We start from the raw sequence: 14,694 nt of genomic DNA, 5'->3' as shown, positions 1-14,694 counted from the left end.
CGGGCCCTCCCGCCCGCTGTTCGCTGAGCCTGTCGAAGCGAACGCATCACCGCGCGGGTCCGGGCCCTTCGACAAGCTCAGGGACCGGGCTTCTCGATACGACTGTTCGCTGAGCCTGTAGAAGCGAACGCCACCACGCAGGTGGTCCCGGACCTTCCACCCACTGTTCGCTGAGCCTGTCGAAGCGAACGCCACCACGTAGAGGGTCCGGGCCCTTCGACAAGCTCAGGGACCGGGCTTCTCGAAGCAGCTGTTCGCTGAGCCTGTCGAAGCGAACCTAAGCACGCAGACAGGTGGCGGCCCTCCCACCCACTGTTCGCTGAGCCTGTCGAAGCGAACCCGGCCACGCAGGCGGGACCCGGGCCCTTCGACAAGCTCAGGGACCGGGCTCCTCGAAAAGCTGTTCGCTGAGCCTGTCGAAGCGAACGCCCCCGTCAGAAGAGGGTGGGCGCCGGATCCGCGTGCGAGAGCACCCCGCCCGTCGTCGGCGACGTGCGCGCGTGGTCGAGGCCGTGCTTGCGCACGAGCGGGCGCACCCTCTCCGCCAGCCAGGTGCGATATTCCTTCGGAGCGTACGTCGAGCGATACATCGCCCGATACTTCGGCAGCAGTTCCGGATGCTCCTGGCCGAGCCAGAGCAGGAACCACTCCTTGACACCCAGCTTCAGGTGCAGTGCGGAATGCACGACAGCCGTCGCCCCGGCTTCCTTCGCCTGCCGCATCGCCTCGTCGAGATGAGCGACCGTGTCCGTCAGGAACGGCAGGATCGGCATCATGAACACCGTGCAGTCGAGTCCCGCATCGCGCACGGCCGTCACCGTCGCGAGCCGCGCCTTCGTCGTGGGCGTGCCGGGCTCCACCGATTGCTGCAACTCATCGTCGTACACCGCGATCGACATGGCGATGTCGACGGGAACGCCCGTGGCAGCATCCGCTATGAGAGGAAGGTCACGTCGCAGAAGCGTGCCCTTGGTCAGGATGCTGAACGGCGTGCCGCTGTCAGCCAGCGCGCCGATGATCTCGGGCATGAGCTTGTAGCGGCCCTCGGCGCGCTGGTACGGGTCGGTGTTCGTTCCGAGGGCGACCGGATGCCGTTCCCAACTCGGGCGGCCGAGCTCCTTGCGCAGCACCTCGGCCACGTTGACCTTCACGATGATCTGGCGGTCGAAGTCGTTGCCGCCGTCGAGGTCAAGGTAGGTATGGGTGGGCCGGGCGAAGCAATAGGCGCACGCATGAGAGCAGCCACGGTAGGGATTCACCGTCCACTCCAGCGGTATGCGCATCGGGCCGGGAACCTTGTTCAGCGCCGATTTCGCGAGCACTTCGTGGAAGGTGATTCCGGCGAACTCCGGCGTCTGCACCGAGCGCACGAGGTTGTTGAGCTTCGCGAGGCCGGGCAGCGCATCCGTGTTCTCGACGTTCAGTTCCTGACCGCTCCACCGCATGCTTCAAGTCGAACACAGCTTCGACTCATTTGCAAGATTGCGGCCTGTGTGTTCGAAAGGCGGCGACGGGAGGTCGGCATCCGCGCGCCCGTTCGGCAGGAAATCGTGCGGTTTGCAGGACCGGTTCGGGTGAACCGGTCCTGCAAAGCGCCCGAACGCCTGCGCAGGTGCATCCCTCACACGAGTGCCTCCGACCGCGCCGGCTGCAGCCGGAGCTCCTCGCCGTTCCAGCGCCGGCGCAGCCAGCGGTCGTGGCTCGCGATCACGACGGCACCCGGATAGCCGCCGAGTGCCTCCTCGAGGTCCGTGGCCAACGCGAGCGAGAGGTGGTTGGTCGGCTCGTCGAGGAGGAAGAGGTGCGGCGGCCGCGCGATCACGAGCGCCAGGGCGAGCCGACGCTGCTGCCCGATTGAGAGCGCGCCGATCGGGCGGGTCTCGTCGCGCGGGCGGATGAGGCCCAGACTCGAAAGCGGCACCTGCTCCGCACGTTTCTCCCCCAGCACCTGCTCGTAGATGGAGCGCACGGCGAGGCCCGCATCCGGGAAGCGCACGTCTTGCTCGAGCAGCCCGACGCGCAGGCCCTTCCGGCGATTCAGCACCCCGGATGCCGACTCGATGCGCCCGGAAAGCAGGCCGAGCAGCGTGGACTTCCCCACACCGTTCGCTCCCGTCACGAGCAGCCGCGCCTGCGATGGGATGCGCACCGACGTGGGTGCGAGGCGGCCAGCGACAGCGGCATCCGTCGCCTGCACGAGCAGTCCTTCGGCAAGGGCCTGCGACCCCGACGGGATGCCGGCGAACGCGAGAACGGCCGGTGGCTTGCGCACCTGCTCCCGCTCGAGAGTCTGCAGGCGCCCCTCGGCGTTGCGCACGCGGCGCGTGACGGCGCGCTGGTGGTTGCCGCCCTTGAAGGCGTAGATGAACTTGTCGTTGTCGCGCGGGCCGCGGTTCGGCGCGATGTGGCGGGCGGTGTCGGCGACGGCGTGTCGCAGCCGACCGAGCTCCTCCTGCTCGTCGGCGTACTGGCGCAGCCAGCGCTCGCGCTCCGCTGCCTTGTAGTCGAGGTACTCGCTGAAGCGCCCGCCGAACACGGTGACGGATGCCGCTGCCCCGCTCTCCGCGCGCCCGCCCGCAGGCTGAAGGGCCCCGCGCGCGACGTCGAGGTCGACGAGCGCGGTGGCGACCGCGTCGAGGAAGGCGCGATCGTGGCTTGCGAAGAGCACCGGACCCGGCCAATCGCGCAACTGCGACTCCAGGAAGGCGGCCGCTTCGTCGTCGAGGTGGTTGGTCGGCTCGTCGAGCAGCAGGGCATCCGGGCGCTCGAGCAGCAGCGCGGCGAGGGCGACCCGGCTGCGCTGGCCGCCGGAGATCTCGTCGAGCCGGCGGTCGAGGCCGATGCCGCCGATGCCGAGGCCGCCACGCAGGGCGTCACGGCGGGCGTCTGCGTTCCAGATGTCGGCACGCTCCGCCGCGTCGAGGGCTGCGGCGTAGCGGTCGGCGGGGGTGCCAACGTCTGCAGCGCGGCCGTTCTCCGGGGCGGCAGCGTCCGGGTGCGCACTCGCGTCCGCATCCTCATCCGTCGCCAGCGCCGAAGCGGCGGCGGCGAGTTCACGCTCGATGGCGCGCACGTCGGCGAGGGCGGCCTCCAGCACCGACGCGACGGTGTCGCTTGCATCGAACTGCACCTCCTGCCAGAGCATGCCGGTGCGCAGCGGCCGGGTGATGGTGCCTCGGTCGGGCTGCTCAGCACCGGCGAGGAGGCGCAACAGGGTGGACTTGCCGGCGCCGTTCTCGCCGATGAGCCCGATGCGGGCGCCGCGGGCAACGGCGAAGGTCACGTCGGTGAGCACGGGGGTCTGAGCGTAGGACTGCGAGAGTCCGTCGACGCGTACGTGGTCGGAGTGTATGACTGTGGCTCGCATGGGCGACCACCTTTCACGGGGGGCCCGCGGCATCCGTCGACGGATGCCGCGCGCAGGGTGAAGCCCCGCCGGGCGTGTGCCGGTGCGTGCGGTCACTGGCCCGCGCGCTCTCCGTCGCCGTCGGATGAACCGGGCGGCGGGTGCGGGCGGCGGTCAGCGACGTGCGCGAGAGCGGCCTGCGGGAGCGGGCGGAAAGATGCCGAACGTCAACGGCGCCTCAGGCGCGGGACAGGACGGCGGTTCTACTTCATAGCGGGTGCGACGTTAGCACGCCGATCTGGGCGTCGTCTAGGGTCGGGGCGCTCCGCATCCGCTCGTCGAGGGGCGGGGCCGCGCCGTGCGGCGCCGGGAAGCTTCCGAAAAGCGAGGCGATCTCGCGAGACGCGCCGCCTTTGCGTGCCGAAAGACGGCGCGTCGCCGATAATCGCCTCGCTTCTCGGAATGTCCTCGCTTTTGGGTCGGGCGGCAGGGCGCAGGGAACCGCGGACAGCCACGCCGGGCCGCAGCACGCCCGGGAAGGTGCCGAGGGCGACCGCCCCGGGCGGGACGCGGCGAAGAGGCCGGCTCAGGCGGAGACGGGGAGCGCTTCGCGCTCCTCGGCGGCCGTGAGCGCGGCCTGCGGCTCGGGCAGTCCGAGCGCGGCGGCCGTGGTCGCGAGCGAACGCGCGGCGACCTCGGGCTTGTCGTTCAAGGTTGTTCCGAGGCTCGGGATCATGTCGCGCAGCGAGGGCTCCCACGAGCGCCACTGCTGCGGGAAGCAGCGCTTCATCACGTCGATCATGATGGGCACGGCAGTGGAGGCGCCGGGCGATGCGCCGAGCAGGCCCGCGATCGTTCCGTTGGCGCCGGTGATGACCTCGGTGCCGAACTGCAGCACGCCGCCGGCCTTGTCATCCTTCTTCATGACCTGCACGCGCTGGCCCGCGGTGATGAGTTCCCAGTCCTCGAGCTTCGCGCTCGGCATGAACTCCTGCAGCGCCTTGAGCTTCTTCTTCTTGCCCGCCAGCAGCTCGCCCACGAGGTACTTGATGAGGTCGAAGTTGTGAACGGCCACCGAGAGCATGGGCCAGATGTTGTGCCAACGGATGCTGAAGGGCAGGTCGAACCACGTCGAGGTCTTGAGGAACTTGGGGGTGAAGCCGGCGTACGGTCCGAACAGCAACGACGCCTCGCCGTCGACCACGCGGGTGTCGAGGTGCGGCACCGACATGGGCGGTGCACCCACGGCCGCCTTGCCGTAGACCTTCGCCTGGTGCTCCGCCACGAGCTTGGGGTTGCTCGTCTTGAAGAACTGACCGGAGATCGGGAAGCCGCCGAAGCCTTTGATCTCGTCGATGCCGGAGTGCTGCAGCAGCGCAAGCGCACCGCCGCCTGCTCCGACGAACACGAACCGCGCGTCGACCACGGAGCGATCGCGGCCCACGGTGTGCAGCACCTTCAGGCGCCAGAGGCCGTCTTTGCGCCGCTTCAGCCCCGTGACCTGGTGATTGGTGTTCAGCTCGGCCCCTCGGCGCTCGAGGTCGGCGAACAGGGCGCGCGTGAGGGCGCCGAAGTCCACATCCGTTCCCGCCTCGATCCGGGTGGCGGCGATGCGCTGGCGCTTGTTGCGCTTGCGCATGAGAAGGGGCGTCCACTCGGCGATCTTCGCCGGGTCGGTGCTGAACTCCATGCCCTCGAACAGCGGCTGGTTCCTCAGGGCGGCGTACCGGCGGCGCAGGTACTCGATGTTCTTGCGCCCGTGAACGAACGTCATGTGCGGCGTCGAGTTGATGAACGTCGACGGATCGGGCAGCGCGCCGGTGGAGACGAGGTGTGCCCACAGCTGCCGGCTCACCTGGAACTGCTCGTTGATGGTGATGGCCTTCGCCGGGTTGACGCGCCCGTCGGGCCCCTCGGGCATGTAGTTGAGCTCGCACAGGGCGGCGTGGCCGGTTCCCGCGTTGTTCCACGGGTTCGAGCTCTCCTGGGCCACCTCGCCCAAGCGCTCGTAGACCTGGATGGTCCAGTCGGGCTGCACGTGCTTGATGAGCGTGGCGAGCGTCGCGCTCATGATGCCGCCGCCGATGAGGACGACGTCGATGGGAGCCTCAGAATTCACGTATTCCAGTCTACGCGCGGGTGTCGCCGGCTCCGGCGGGGTTGCGCGGCAGCATGCGGGGCGGGGCGCCGGAGGCGGGCGCCGGAGCACCCGGGGCGGGGGCGCATCCGCGGGGCCACTTCCGAAAAGCGAGGCGATCTCGAGCGACACGCCGCCGTCGGACGCTCGCGGGGCGGCGCGTCCCGAAAATCGCCTCGCTTTTCGGAATGTTCTCGCTTTTTGGTCGGCGGGCGGCGAGGGGAGGGGCGGGGCTACGCGTCGCGGGCGATGAGCAGGCCGCGCTCCACGAGCGCATTCACGAAGGCCTCCACGTCGGAGCGCAGCTCCCGCACCGGCGCCTCGAACCGCGCCGCGAGCGACGCGACGACGGCGTCGACCGGGATTCCGGCATCCGGGATCTCGAGCCAGATCTCGCGCGCGGTTCCCTCGAGCGCGATCGGCTCGGGCTTGGCCAACTGGGCGAGGTCGAGCAGCACCAGCCTGTCGCCGGAGTCGACGACGGCCACGTCGCCCGAGCGACGGATGGCCCGGGTCGCGCTCATCGCCGCTCCCCCATGGCGCGCCGCTCGCGGGCGACGCGCCGCCGCGAGGCCAGCACCGGGCCCACGTCACGGGTGCCGCGCAGCAGCCGGTTCCAGCGGGCGGCGGTGACGGCGCGCCATCCCGCAGCCGTCTCCGGATGGATGATGCGCATCTCGGCCGGGCTCGGCCAGAACGCGCGCAGCGTCTCCCTCGGCACCCGATGCCAAGGCAGGCGGCCGACGAGTTCGAGCCAGAAGTGGGCGACGATCGATCCGCTCTCGACGCGCTTGCGCCAGAGCACGTAGGCGGGGTCGTCCCAGTCGATCTCGCCGGCCCCGAGGGGTGCTCCGATGCGCTCGAAGAACGGCGCGAGTGTCGCGCGGCAGCCGGTGCGTCGCGCGAGTTCGACGAGGTCGTCGCGCTCGGCATCCGTCATGCCACGGAGCCGCTCCACGAGCCCGTCGAGTTCCGTCGCGTGCCGGGCGATCTTCACCGACCCCCGCAGCGAGTGCAGCGCCAGGATGAGGATGCTCGCGGCGCGATCGGGCACGGCGATCTCGTGGTTGGCCTGCGTGAGAACCACGCGTCGTTCCCAGAGCGCGTCGAACACCTCCCCCGCATCCGCGAGGAAGCCCGGGAACGCCCGGTGCACGTCGAGATCACACGGCCAGCCCTCATGGATGAGGGTGACCGAGTGCGTCACGAACTCCTTGTCGTGCGTGCCGTACGGGCGTTCGTGCCAGCCGGCCGAACGGAGGGGCGAGAGCAGAGCATCCTCATCGCTCGGCGAGACGAGCACATCCACGTCGGCGGATGCGCGGGCCTCGCGCAGGCCATGGAAGGCGAGCGACGGACCCTTGATGAAGAGCACACGCACGCAGGCATCGGCTGCCGTGCGCTCGATGAGCGCGTGCCCCAGCTCGACGGCCTCACCGGTGCGGAGCGGCACGCTGCGCAGGCTCATGAGTTTCGTAAACGGCGATCAGGCGCTCGCCGTAGGAGCCCGGGTGCGATCGTTGACGAGGCTCGGCCCATGCTAGGAACTGCTCGCCGGCTTCGACGTACCCGTCACCGTGCGGAAGGTCGCGGTCGCCACCGAGGTCAGCACGTCGGCGAACCGTCCCCACACGGCGTCCAGCCGCAGGCCGACGGCCGGCAGCGAACTCCCGCTCGCGACCGGCGTTCCGGTCCAGCGCAACCGCACGACGAGCGAGGACGCCGTGCTCGATGAACTCACGATGCTCCAGCCGGTGCCTGCCCCCGCCGTGAGCGCCGGACTCGGTGACGACGCAAGCGGCGTGGTCGCCGTGGTCCAGGTAGAGGTGACGACTACGTCGAGGGTGTCGATCTTCGTGCTCGTCGGCGTGAGGCCGTTCTTCACCGTGATGTCGCCGACCGTGTAGTGCGGATCGAAGATGTTGATGCCGCGGGTCACCTCGGCGAGCGCGACGACCAGCGAACCGGCGAGGGGCACAACGACGGCGCCGACCGTGACCTGCACAGGACCCACAGCGGCCGCATTGCTCGCGGCCGCGGTCACGCTCGCGGTGATCGACCCTGTGGAGGCCGCCGTGATCGGGAAGGAGAAGGCCTCTGAGGATGCTGCGGGGAGTGACCCGGCGCGCGTCCACGTGAGGGTGGTCTGGCTGCCCGACGTCTTCGTCCCGAGAGTCCATCCTGCGGGAGCCGCCTGTTTCGATGCGAGGTCGTTCTTGGCGAAGGTCGCGGAGATCGACACCCCCCTTACCTCCGCCGCACGTGCGGTGAGGGATCCTGCCAGGGTGAGACTCGAACCGACCCGACTCAGGCTGGGCGTCGTCATCTCGAGCACGGGAACGGCGGCGACAACAGCGGCAACGGAGACTGCCTGCGGCGCGGGCACGGAGGCGCCGTTGCTGACGAGCTGCACCCAGCCGGCGACCGCATCCGTCGCCGACTTCGCCGGGACGCTCAGGGTGAAGGCGGCCGCAGAGTTGCGCACGACGGTGGGCCCGGCGAAGGTCAGCACCGTGTTGGCACCCGAGACGCTCACGGACGTGGGTCCAGCACCCCCGGTCGTGATCGTGCCGAGCGAGGCGGTCGGGAGGGTGACGAGCACCACGGTCGCCGCATCCTTCGCAGCGGATGCGTTCCGCACGGTGCCCGTGATGCTCAGCGTCGACGCGGCTCGGGTCATGGCCGGTGCCGGAGAGAAGGTCAATGCCGTCACCGCGGATGCCGCGGCCGCCGGAGCTGCTGCCGCGACGAGGACGGCGGGCGTCGCCCAGGCTGCGCTCTTGAGCACGACGCGACGCGAGAGCCGCGCGACGCGCTCACTCTGTGCGGGCTCTGGGAGCGATGCAGACATGGCTGACGACCTTCGGGAATTCGGGAGACGCGTGATCAGGGAACGCGAAAAGCTGGCCCATGCTAGCGCGCAGCGGCGTCCGCAATTCGGCCGGTCAGCACCCAATTCGGGTGTCGTAGCGCGCCCGCTTCGGGGGTCAGTACGCACGAATTCGGCGCGGCGCAACGATTATGCGCTCACGCGAGAGCGTGACGCGCGTTCTTTGCGTCAGCGCAGAGCCACCACGCCGTCGGCGGCGAGGGCGTCGATCGCGGCACGCGCCACCGCGTCGGGGTCCACGCCGTCGGGAACGCCGAACTCCGCCTCGAGCATCGCGACGATCTCGCCGACCGGAGTCCAGGCATCCGTCGCCTCGACGATCGCCCGCGCCAGCGTGGAGAGCAGCAGCACGCGTTCGCCGATGAGCACGAGCAACTCGCCCTCGCGTTCGACCGCATCGACCCACGGCATCCGTCGCACGAGGATGTCCCTCATCGGGCCGCGCCCTGCAGAACGTCGACGAACGGCTCGATCGAGGCGGCCTCTCGGTAGCGCACCCGGCGGATGCCGCCCGCCGCCTCGACCAGTCGCACGGCGGTCGTGAGCGGCTGCGGCATGCGCGTGAGGTACGAGGTCTGCTCGGTCATGGCGGCCAGGCCGTGCAGCACCGGCACCTCCTCGATGTCGGGGTACTCGTCGGCGTCGTCGGAACGGTCCAGCAGCACCACTCCGGCCAGGTGCAGGTCATCGGGCGCGACCAGCAGCCCGAGCTCGTCGGCGCTCACCTGGCGCTTCAGGCTCGAGTCGGTTCCCTCAAGCACCGAGAGCGGCTTGGGATACGCGAGCACCGTGCCGTCGAAGCGCACGATCACGGTCTCATCGCTCACGTAGCCGAACCGGCGCGACAGCGTCGTTGCGAGCGTGGTCTTGCCCACGCCGGATGCCGCGACGAACGCGACCACGCCGCCGTCGTCGAGAGCCACCCCGCAGGCGTGCAGCAGGTAGTAGCGGCCGGCGACGGCATCCAGCGCGCGCGTCGTGACGGCGGGGCTGAGCGCGTGCAGCAGTTCGGCGCGGTCGGATGCGACGACGGCTCCCGGGTGCTCCGCGAGCGCGGGAGCGGCATCCGCAGCGATGACGAGGGGGATGTCGAGATCGGGAACGGGGCCGGCGTCGAGCGGCGAGGTGAGGCACCGAGACCACGCCCGCTCGATGTCGTCCTTGGCCTCGAGGGCGGCATCGCCGAGAAGCTGAAGGCGGCAGGAGAGTCCGAAGACGCTGAGGAAGACGGCGTCGGCAGGCACTCCCGCATTGTAGGGGGTTGCCGTGTCGGGGCGCTCGCGGTGTCGTAGGGTGGTCGCCAACGAAAGGGTCCCGTGGAGCTGAGTGACTACCTGCGCATCCTGCGTGCGTACTGGGTGGGCATCCTGGTGCTGACCCTCGTGGGCGGCGCCGCGGCCTTCGGCTGGGCGACGCTGCAGAGTCCGCGCTATGCCGCGAACGCGAGCGGCTTCGTCACTGCCGGCACGAGCGACAACCTTGCCCTCGCGTCGGCGGGCGACGCCCTCGCCAAGAGCCGGGCGAAGTCGTACGTCGACCTCGCGAAGGGGCGCGCCACCGCCGAACGCGTCATCGGCGACCTCGGTCTCGACACCACTCCCTCTGCTCTCATCACGCGCATCTCGGTGAGCCAGCCACTCGACACCGTACTCATCGAGGTGACGGCCCAGGCCGGCACCCCCACGGGAGCCTCGGCACTGGCCGACGCCTGGATCGCCGCGCTGGCCGCCGAGGTCAAGTCCATCGAAGGCGGCGAGGACAGCCTCTCGCTGCGCGTCGTGCCCGTGGAGGCCGCGGCCGTTCCCACCTCACCGGTCTTCCCCAACACCCGTCTGGCCATTGCGCTCGGGCTGCTCATCGGTCTCGCGGTGGGCGTCGCCTACGCGGTGGTGCGCAATCAGCTCGACCGCCGCATCCGTTCGGCGTCTGCCGTCGAGAAGCAGTTCGGCCTGCCTGTCGTCGCCTCCATCCCCACGGCGCCCCAGCTCGCGGTCAGCCGCTACGACCCCACGGCCGTCGCCAATGACATGCGCAATACGCCCTACGGCGAGGCGTTCCGCAAGCTGCGCACCAACCTGCAGTTCATGGATGTCGACAACCCGCCACGCGTCATCATCGTCACGAGCCCGAACGAGCACGACGGCAAGTCGACCGTCGCCGCCCGGCTGGCGATGACGGCATCCGCCGGCGGACAGCCGGTGATCCTCGTCGACGGCGACCTGCGCCGGCCCACCGTGGCCGAGCGCTTCGGCATCGAGGGCGCGGTGGGTCTGACCGATGTGCTCGTGGGCACGGCCAAGGTCGTCGACGTCACGGTGCCGTGGGGCAAGGGCATCGACTTGTTCGTGTTGCCGGCGGGCCGCATCCCTCCGAATCCCAGCGAGCTGCTCGGCTCGAAGGCCATGAGCAACCTGCTCGACTTCCTCGGGCAGAAGGCGCTCGTGATCGTGGACGCTCCCCCGCTGCTGCCGGTGACGGATGCCGCGGTGCTCACGGCGCGAGCCGACGGCGCCTTCATCGTGGTCTCGGCGGGCCATACGCTGGACCGCGACCTGGAGGCGGCGCTCGGGCACGTCAATGCCGTCAAGGGCAAGCCGCTCGGGGTCGTGCTGAACCGGGTCGCCAAGCGCGATCGCGAGGCCGGTAACTTCTCCTCGTACTATGCGAAGGCGCCGACGGGCAGCGCGCCGAAGACCGGGCAGGCGAGCGCGACGAAGGGCGGTGCGTCGAAGGGCGGGCAGGCGAGCGCGCCGACGGGCAGTGCGCCGGCCTCCACAGTACGTGGCGGCGTGCCGGTGCGCTGAGGCCGAGCAGCTCCAACGCTGGACGCCTCTTACAGCTGGACGGACCTCGTACCGGCGGTCGACGTAGCGGTCGGCGACTGCGCGGTGAGCCCGATTTGCTTGGACCCGCTGGCTTGGGGAGCCAGCTCGACCACGAACGTGACGGGCGGCGTCGCACTGGTGCCGGTCAGCGCGCCGGTCCAGGTGAAGGTGAACGTGTCGGCCGAGGCGCTGCTGGTCTGACCGATGTAGCTCCAGCCGGCGCCGAGAGTATTGACGGGAGCCTTGTTCTTCACGACGTTGGTGGGGAAGGCGATCGTCGTCACGATGGTCTGCACCGATTGAGCGTTGGCGACGTAGGCGAGATCGACCTTGAAGACCGTGCTGACCTTCGTCTTGTGGCCGTTGTTGTCCCACACCACATCCGGCTGGAACGTGTAGACGATGAGCTGGGCCGGCGGCTTGGCGGGGTTCACCGCGTGCACGGCGCTCGCAGCTTGCGCCGGCGCGGCGGCCGCGACGATGATCGCCGGCGTCACCCACGCGGCGGTGCGAACGAGATTGCGCCGCGTGAAGGGCGCTGATGCACCGGTTTCAGGCATGGGAGGAGTCCGAATCGGGAGTCGTTGACGCAGGAGCCGGGGAGATGCGACGGTGTGCGATCGAGTTGCGCCACGCTAACCGCGGCTGCCGAATTGGGAAGTGCCCCGTTCGGGCCTGCGTACCCCCAGTTCGGGATTCGCCCGGCATCCGTCCCCCGAAACGGGGATGTATGCACGCGCATGTACCCCGGCGACGCAGCTACTGAGGAAGTTGCGGCAGGCCGCGCTCGTCGAGCGGCCAGAACGGATTGTGGGCGAGTTCCCACAGGTTCCCGTCCGGATCGGCGACGTAGCCGCTGTATCCGCCCCACTCGGTCGCCTCGGGTGCCTTCGCGATCGCTCCGCCGGCTGCGAGCCAGGCTGCGCAGGCGTCGTCGACCTCGTCGGTCGACGCGAGGTTGACGGCGAGGGCCACCCCGCGGAACGCGGGGGCGTTGGCGTGCATCGTCGGCACGTGCGCGTCGTTCGCCAGCTCCGAGGTCTCCCAGAGCGCGAGCACACCGCCGGGTGTCGCGAAGAACGAGACCTCGCCCTCGACGGATGCCGGCGCGGTGACCCAGCCGATGGCGCGATAGAAGGCCGTCGCGACCGCGACCTCCTTCACGCCGAGGGTCACGAGGGAGAAGCGCTGAGGGATGGCCATGGCTCGACGCTAGCGGCGCCTAGGCCTGGAGGGAACCCTGCGGCGCAACCCCTCGAGCCGCGCAATCCCGACGCGGAGTGATCGTCACCCGAAGACGGGGACGCACCTTGAGCGGAACTTGAGGATCGCTTGAGGTGGCCCTCTTAGCGTGATGAACGCGCCACACAGCGGCGCACCCCTCGGATCCGCTCCCCTACGAACGGGCCCGAGCGACCTGCGACTCGTGCTCCGGCGTCCGCCGGGACGGAGCGCAGCCGCATGCCCCGCATGCGCGTCGTCGTACCGTCTCGTCTGAAAGGCACACCGTGAAGCACTCCCCCGAACAGCTCGAATCCGCCCGCCCCGAGGAGCGTCGCAAGAAGCGCCGCGCCGTCGTCGCCTTCTCGCTCGCGGCCGTCGCCGTTCTGGGAATCGGCGCCGCCGCCACCAGCGCGGCGTGGACCGACAACGTGTTCTTCTCGGCTCCGGCGTCGGCAGCGACCTTCGACATCAAGGGCAGCTTCGACCCGGCGCTCCCCGACGCGCAGTGGAAGGACTCCAACGACAAGACGAGCATCCAGCTGGCCGTACCGGCGACGACGTTCCAGAACCTGACCCCGGGAACTACGCGCACCGTCGACCTCTACGTGAAGAACTTCGGCAACGTGGCGACGAACCTCGTCGCATCCGTCGCCGGCTCCACCCCGGCCGTCTTCACCAACCTGAGCGTGACGCTCTCGACGGTGCCGTCGAGCCTCGCAGCCGGCGCGACTCAGAAGATCACGCTGACCGTGGCCGCCCCCGCGACCTGGGATCAGGCGAACGTGGGCAAGTCCGACACCTACATCGTCACCATCGCCAGCCAGCTCGGCTCCTGATACTTCCGGCTCGTCGTCGTCCCCGCGGCGGCGGGCCGGAACTGCACCCCCAACCGCTCCGACCATGACCCCCTCGGGTCGGAGCCCCTCGCTCCGGTCCCGTCGCCCCTCCTGGTCGGGACCGGAGCACCTTTCGCACCATCACACCGGAAGAATCATGAACGTCTTGCGCCGACTCGCCACCACCGTCCTCTGGGCATGCGCCGCCGTGGGCATCGTCTGCGCACTGGTCTGGGCGACCACGGCGGTCGGACTCATCAAGCCGCTCGTCGTCATCTCGGGCTCGATGGAACCTGGCATCATGACCGGCGACCTGCTCATCGACACCAAGGCGCCCGCCAGTTCGGTGAAGGCCGGCGACGTGGTGTCGCTGCACAGCGCTCTCACGGGCGCCCTCGTGACGCACCGGGTGAAGGCCGTGGCGGATGCCGGCAGCACGATCACGCTCAAGGGCGACGCGAACGCCTACGAAGACCCTGAGCCCTACCGGGTCGGCACGGAGGTCTGGCAGCCCACCATCCAGCTCGCCGGCATGGGCACCCTTGTCTCGCGCCTCACCACGCCTGCGGTGGCCTTCCCCCTCATCATCGGGCTGTTCGCGCTGCTCGCCCTGATCCTGCTGCTTCCCGCTCCCCCGGCCAAGCCGAGCGGGCGTCGCTCCGCCGCTGTCGCGACCGAGCGGGCGGTGGCGCCGAGCGCATCCTGATGCGGCGTGGCGCAGCGCGCAGGCCCAAGGTCCTGCCCTCTCGCACCTCCACCCTGCGCACGAGCACGCTCACGGTCGCGAGCGTGCTCGCCCTCGTCGGGTCCCTCTGCGGCCTCACCGCCGTCTCTCCCACACAGGCGGCGTGGACCGAGCGCGCGTACGCGAAGGCAACGGTCACCGCGGGAACGTGGACGCCGACGCCCACCCCGGCGCTCGCGTGTGCTCCGATCAGCGCGGCCGTCAAGGCCACCTGCACGGCGACCGTCACGGGATGGACGACGTGGGGCACCGGGTACCGCGTCGACTACAGCGTCTCGACGACGTCGACGACGGCTTTCGAGTGGAAGCTCACGCTCAACCTCGCCGTCACCGGAACGCCCGCGCCGACCGGCGGCACCCTCTTTCCCGGCTGGCCGGTGCCGGCCGAGTCGTGGCACCCGGCGTGGACGCCGAGCACGTTCTCGATGTCGAACGTCTGCGCCCTCACGCCGAACTCCGCGCTTCCGACTCTCACCGTTGCCGGAAAGGAGGTCTGGTCGAAGACCGTCGTAGCCGGTACGCCCGTGCGCGATGTCGGAGTGCAGGCCACGATGAGCGAGGGCAGCACACCGGCGGCGCTCGCCTGCTGAGCGATTGGCCATGACGGCGCTGAACGTCGGGTGACGCCCGGCGCCCTCCGAGCGATCGGCGCGAACGGGGGACACGGCTGCCCGCCAGCGGTGAGGTATCG

At 70.0% G+C, this 14,694-nt stretch carries 14 protein-coding genes; 4 read left to right on the top strand and 10 right to left on the bottom strand.

From position 1 onward, the window contains the following. Positions 1-434: 434 nt before the first annotated feature. The 8 genes from WDJ51_RS09005 to WDJ51_RS08970 all read right to left on the bottom strand — a co-directional run bounded on the left by WDJ51_RS09005 (position 435) and on the right by WDJ51_RS08970 (position 9,617). Positions 435-1,445, bottom strand: a complete 1,011-nt coding sequence (locus tag WDJ51_RS09005; protein ID WP_337852117.1) for an Rv2578c family radical SAM protein — start codon at positions 1,443-1,445, stop codon at positions 435-437. Positions 1,446-1,621: 176 nt separating this feature from the next. After that, positions 1,622-3,367 carry an ABC-F family ATP-binding cassette domain-containing protein gene (locus tag WDJ51_RS09000; protein ID WP_337852116.1) on the bottom strand — a complete coding sequence of 582 codons (1,746 nt, stop codon included), beginning with the start codon at positions 3,365-3,367 and terminating at the stop codon, positions 1,622-1,624. 565 nt (positions 3,368-3,932) lie between these two features. Next, positions 3,933-5,465 carry a malate:quinone oxidoreductase gene (locus WDJ51_RS08995; RefSeq protein WP_337852115.1) on the bottom strand — a complete coding sequence of 511 codons (1,533 nt, stop codon included), beginning with the start codon at positions 5,463-5,465 and terminating at the stop codon, positions 3,933-3,935. Between the two features lie 251 nt (positions 5,466-5,716). Further along, positions 5,717-6,007, bottom strand: a complete 291-nt coding sequence (locus tag WDJ51_RS08990) for a PqqD family protein (RefSeq protein WP_337852114.1) — start codon at positions 6,005-6,007, stop codon at positions 5,717-5,719. After that, positions 6,004-6,951 (bottom strand): nucleotidyltransferase family protein, encoded by a 948-nt coding sequence (locus tag WDJ51_RS08985; RefSeq protein WP_337852113.1) that lies wholly within the window; start codon positions 6,949-6,951, stop codon positions 6,004-6,006. Before WDJ51_RS08985 ends, WDJ51_RS08990 begins: the two co-directional genes overlap by 4 nt. 72 nt (positions 6,952-7,023) lie before the next feature. Further along, on the bottom strand, positions 7,024-8,334 hold the full coding sequence (locus WDJ51_RS08980; RefSeq protein ID WP_337852112.1) for a hypothetical protein: 1,311 nt from the start codon (positions 8,332-8,334) through the stop codon (positions 7,024-7,026). A 207-nt stretch (positions 8,335-8,541) separates the two neighbouring features. Continuing rightward, positions 8,542-8,808 (bottom strand): hypothetical protein, encoded by a 267-nt coding sequence (locus WDJ51_RS08975; RefSeq protein ID WP_337852111.1) that lies wholly within the window; start codon positions 8,806-8,808, stop codon positions 8,542-8,544. Next, complete coding sequence (locus tag WDJ51_RS08970) at positions 8,805-9,617, bottom strand: hypothetical protein (RefSeq protein WP_337852110.1); 813 nt, start codon at positions 9,615-9,617, stop codon at positions 8,805-8,807. Before WDJ51_RS08970 ends, WDJ51_RS08975 begins: the two co-directional genes overlap by 4 nt. A 72-nt stretch (positions 9,618-9,689) precedes the next feature. Here WDJ51_RS08970 and WDJ51_RS08965 point away from each other — a divergent pair, with 72 nt between their 5' ends. Beyond that, positions 9,690-11,177 carry a polysaccharide biosynthesis tyrosine autokinase gene (locus WDJ51_RS08965; protein WP_337852109.1) on the top strand — a complete coding sequence of 496 codons (1,488 nt, stop codon included), beginning with the start codon at positions 9,690-9,692 and terminating at the stop codon, positions 11,175-11,177. Positions 11,178-11,206: 29 nt separating this feature from the next. Here WDJ51_RS08965 and WDJ51_RS08960 read toward each other — a convergent pair whose 3' ends face one another. Both WDJ51_RS08960 and WDJ51_RS08955 read right to left on the bottom strand, forming a co-directional pair. After that, on the bottom strand, positions 11,207-11,758 hold the full coding sequence (locus WDJ51_RS08960; RefSeq protein ID WP_337852108.1) for a hypothetical protein: 552 nt from the start codon (positions 11,756-11,758) through the stop codon (positions 11,207-11,209). Positions 11,759-11,957: 199 nt separating this feature from the next. Continuing rightward, positions 11,958-12,401, bottom strand: a complete 444-nt coding sequence (locus WDJ51_RS08955) for a VOC family protein (RefSeq protein ID WP_337852107.1) — start codon at positions 12,399-12,401, stop codon at positions 11,958-11,960. A gap of 305 nt (positions 12,402-12,706) precedes the next feature. Between WDJ51_RS08955 and WDJ51_RS08950 the strand changes: the two genes are divergently transcribed. The 3 genes from WDJ51_RS08950 to WDJ51_RS08940 all read left to right on the top strand — a co-directional run bounded on the left by WDJ51_RS08950 (position 12,707) and on the right by WDJ51_RS08940 (position 14,593). After that, on the top strand, positions 12,707-13,258 hold the full coding sequence (locus WDJ51_RS08950; RefSeq protein WP_337852106.1) for a hypothetical protein: 552 nt from the start codon (positions 12,707-12,709) through the stop codon (positions 13,256-13,258). Positions 13,259-13,415: 157 nt separating this feature from the next. Continuing rightward, positions 13,416-13,964: a signal peptidase I gene (locus tag WDJ51_RS08945; protein ID WP_337852105.1), complete on the top strand. Its 549-nt coding sequence runs from the start codon at positions 13,416-13,418 to the stop codon at positions 13,962-13,964. After that, entirely contained in the window at positions 13,964-14,593 is a 630-nt protein-coding gene (locus WDJ51_RS08940; RefSeq protein ID WP_337852104.1) for a hypothetical protein, read from the top strand. Before WDJ51_RS08945 ends, WDJ51_RS08940 begins: the two co-directional genes overlap by 1 nt. Positions 14,594-14,694 lie beyond the last annotated feature (101 nt).

The sequence above is a fragment of the Rathayibacter sp. YIM 133350 genome (assembly GCF_037404875.1).
In the GTDB taxonomy this organism is placed as follows: Bacteria; Actinomycetota; Actinomycetes; order Actinomycetales; family Microbacteriaceae; genus Orlajensenia.
This window is presented reverse-complemented; position numbering and strand designations above follow the sequence as displayed.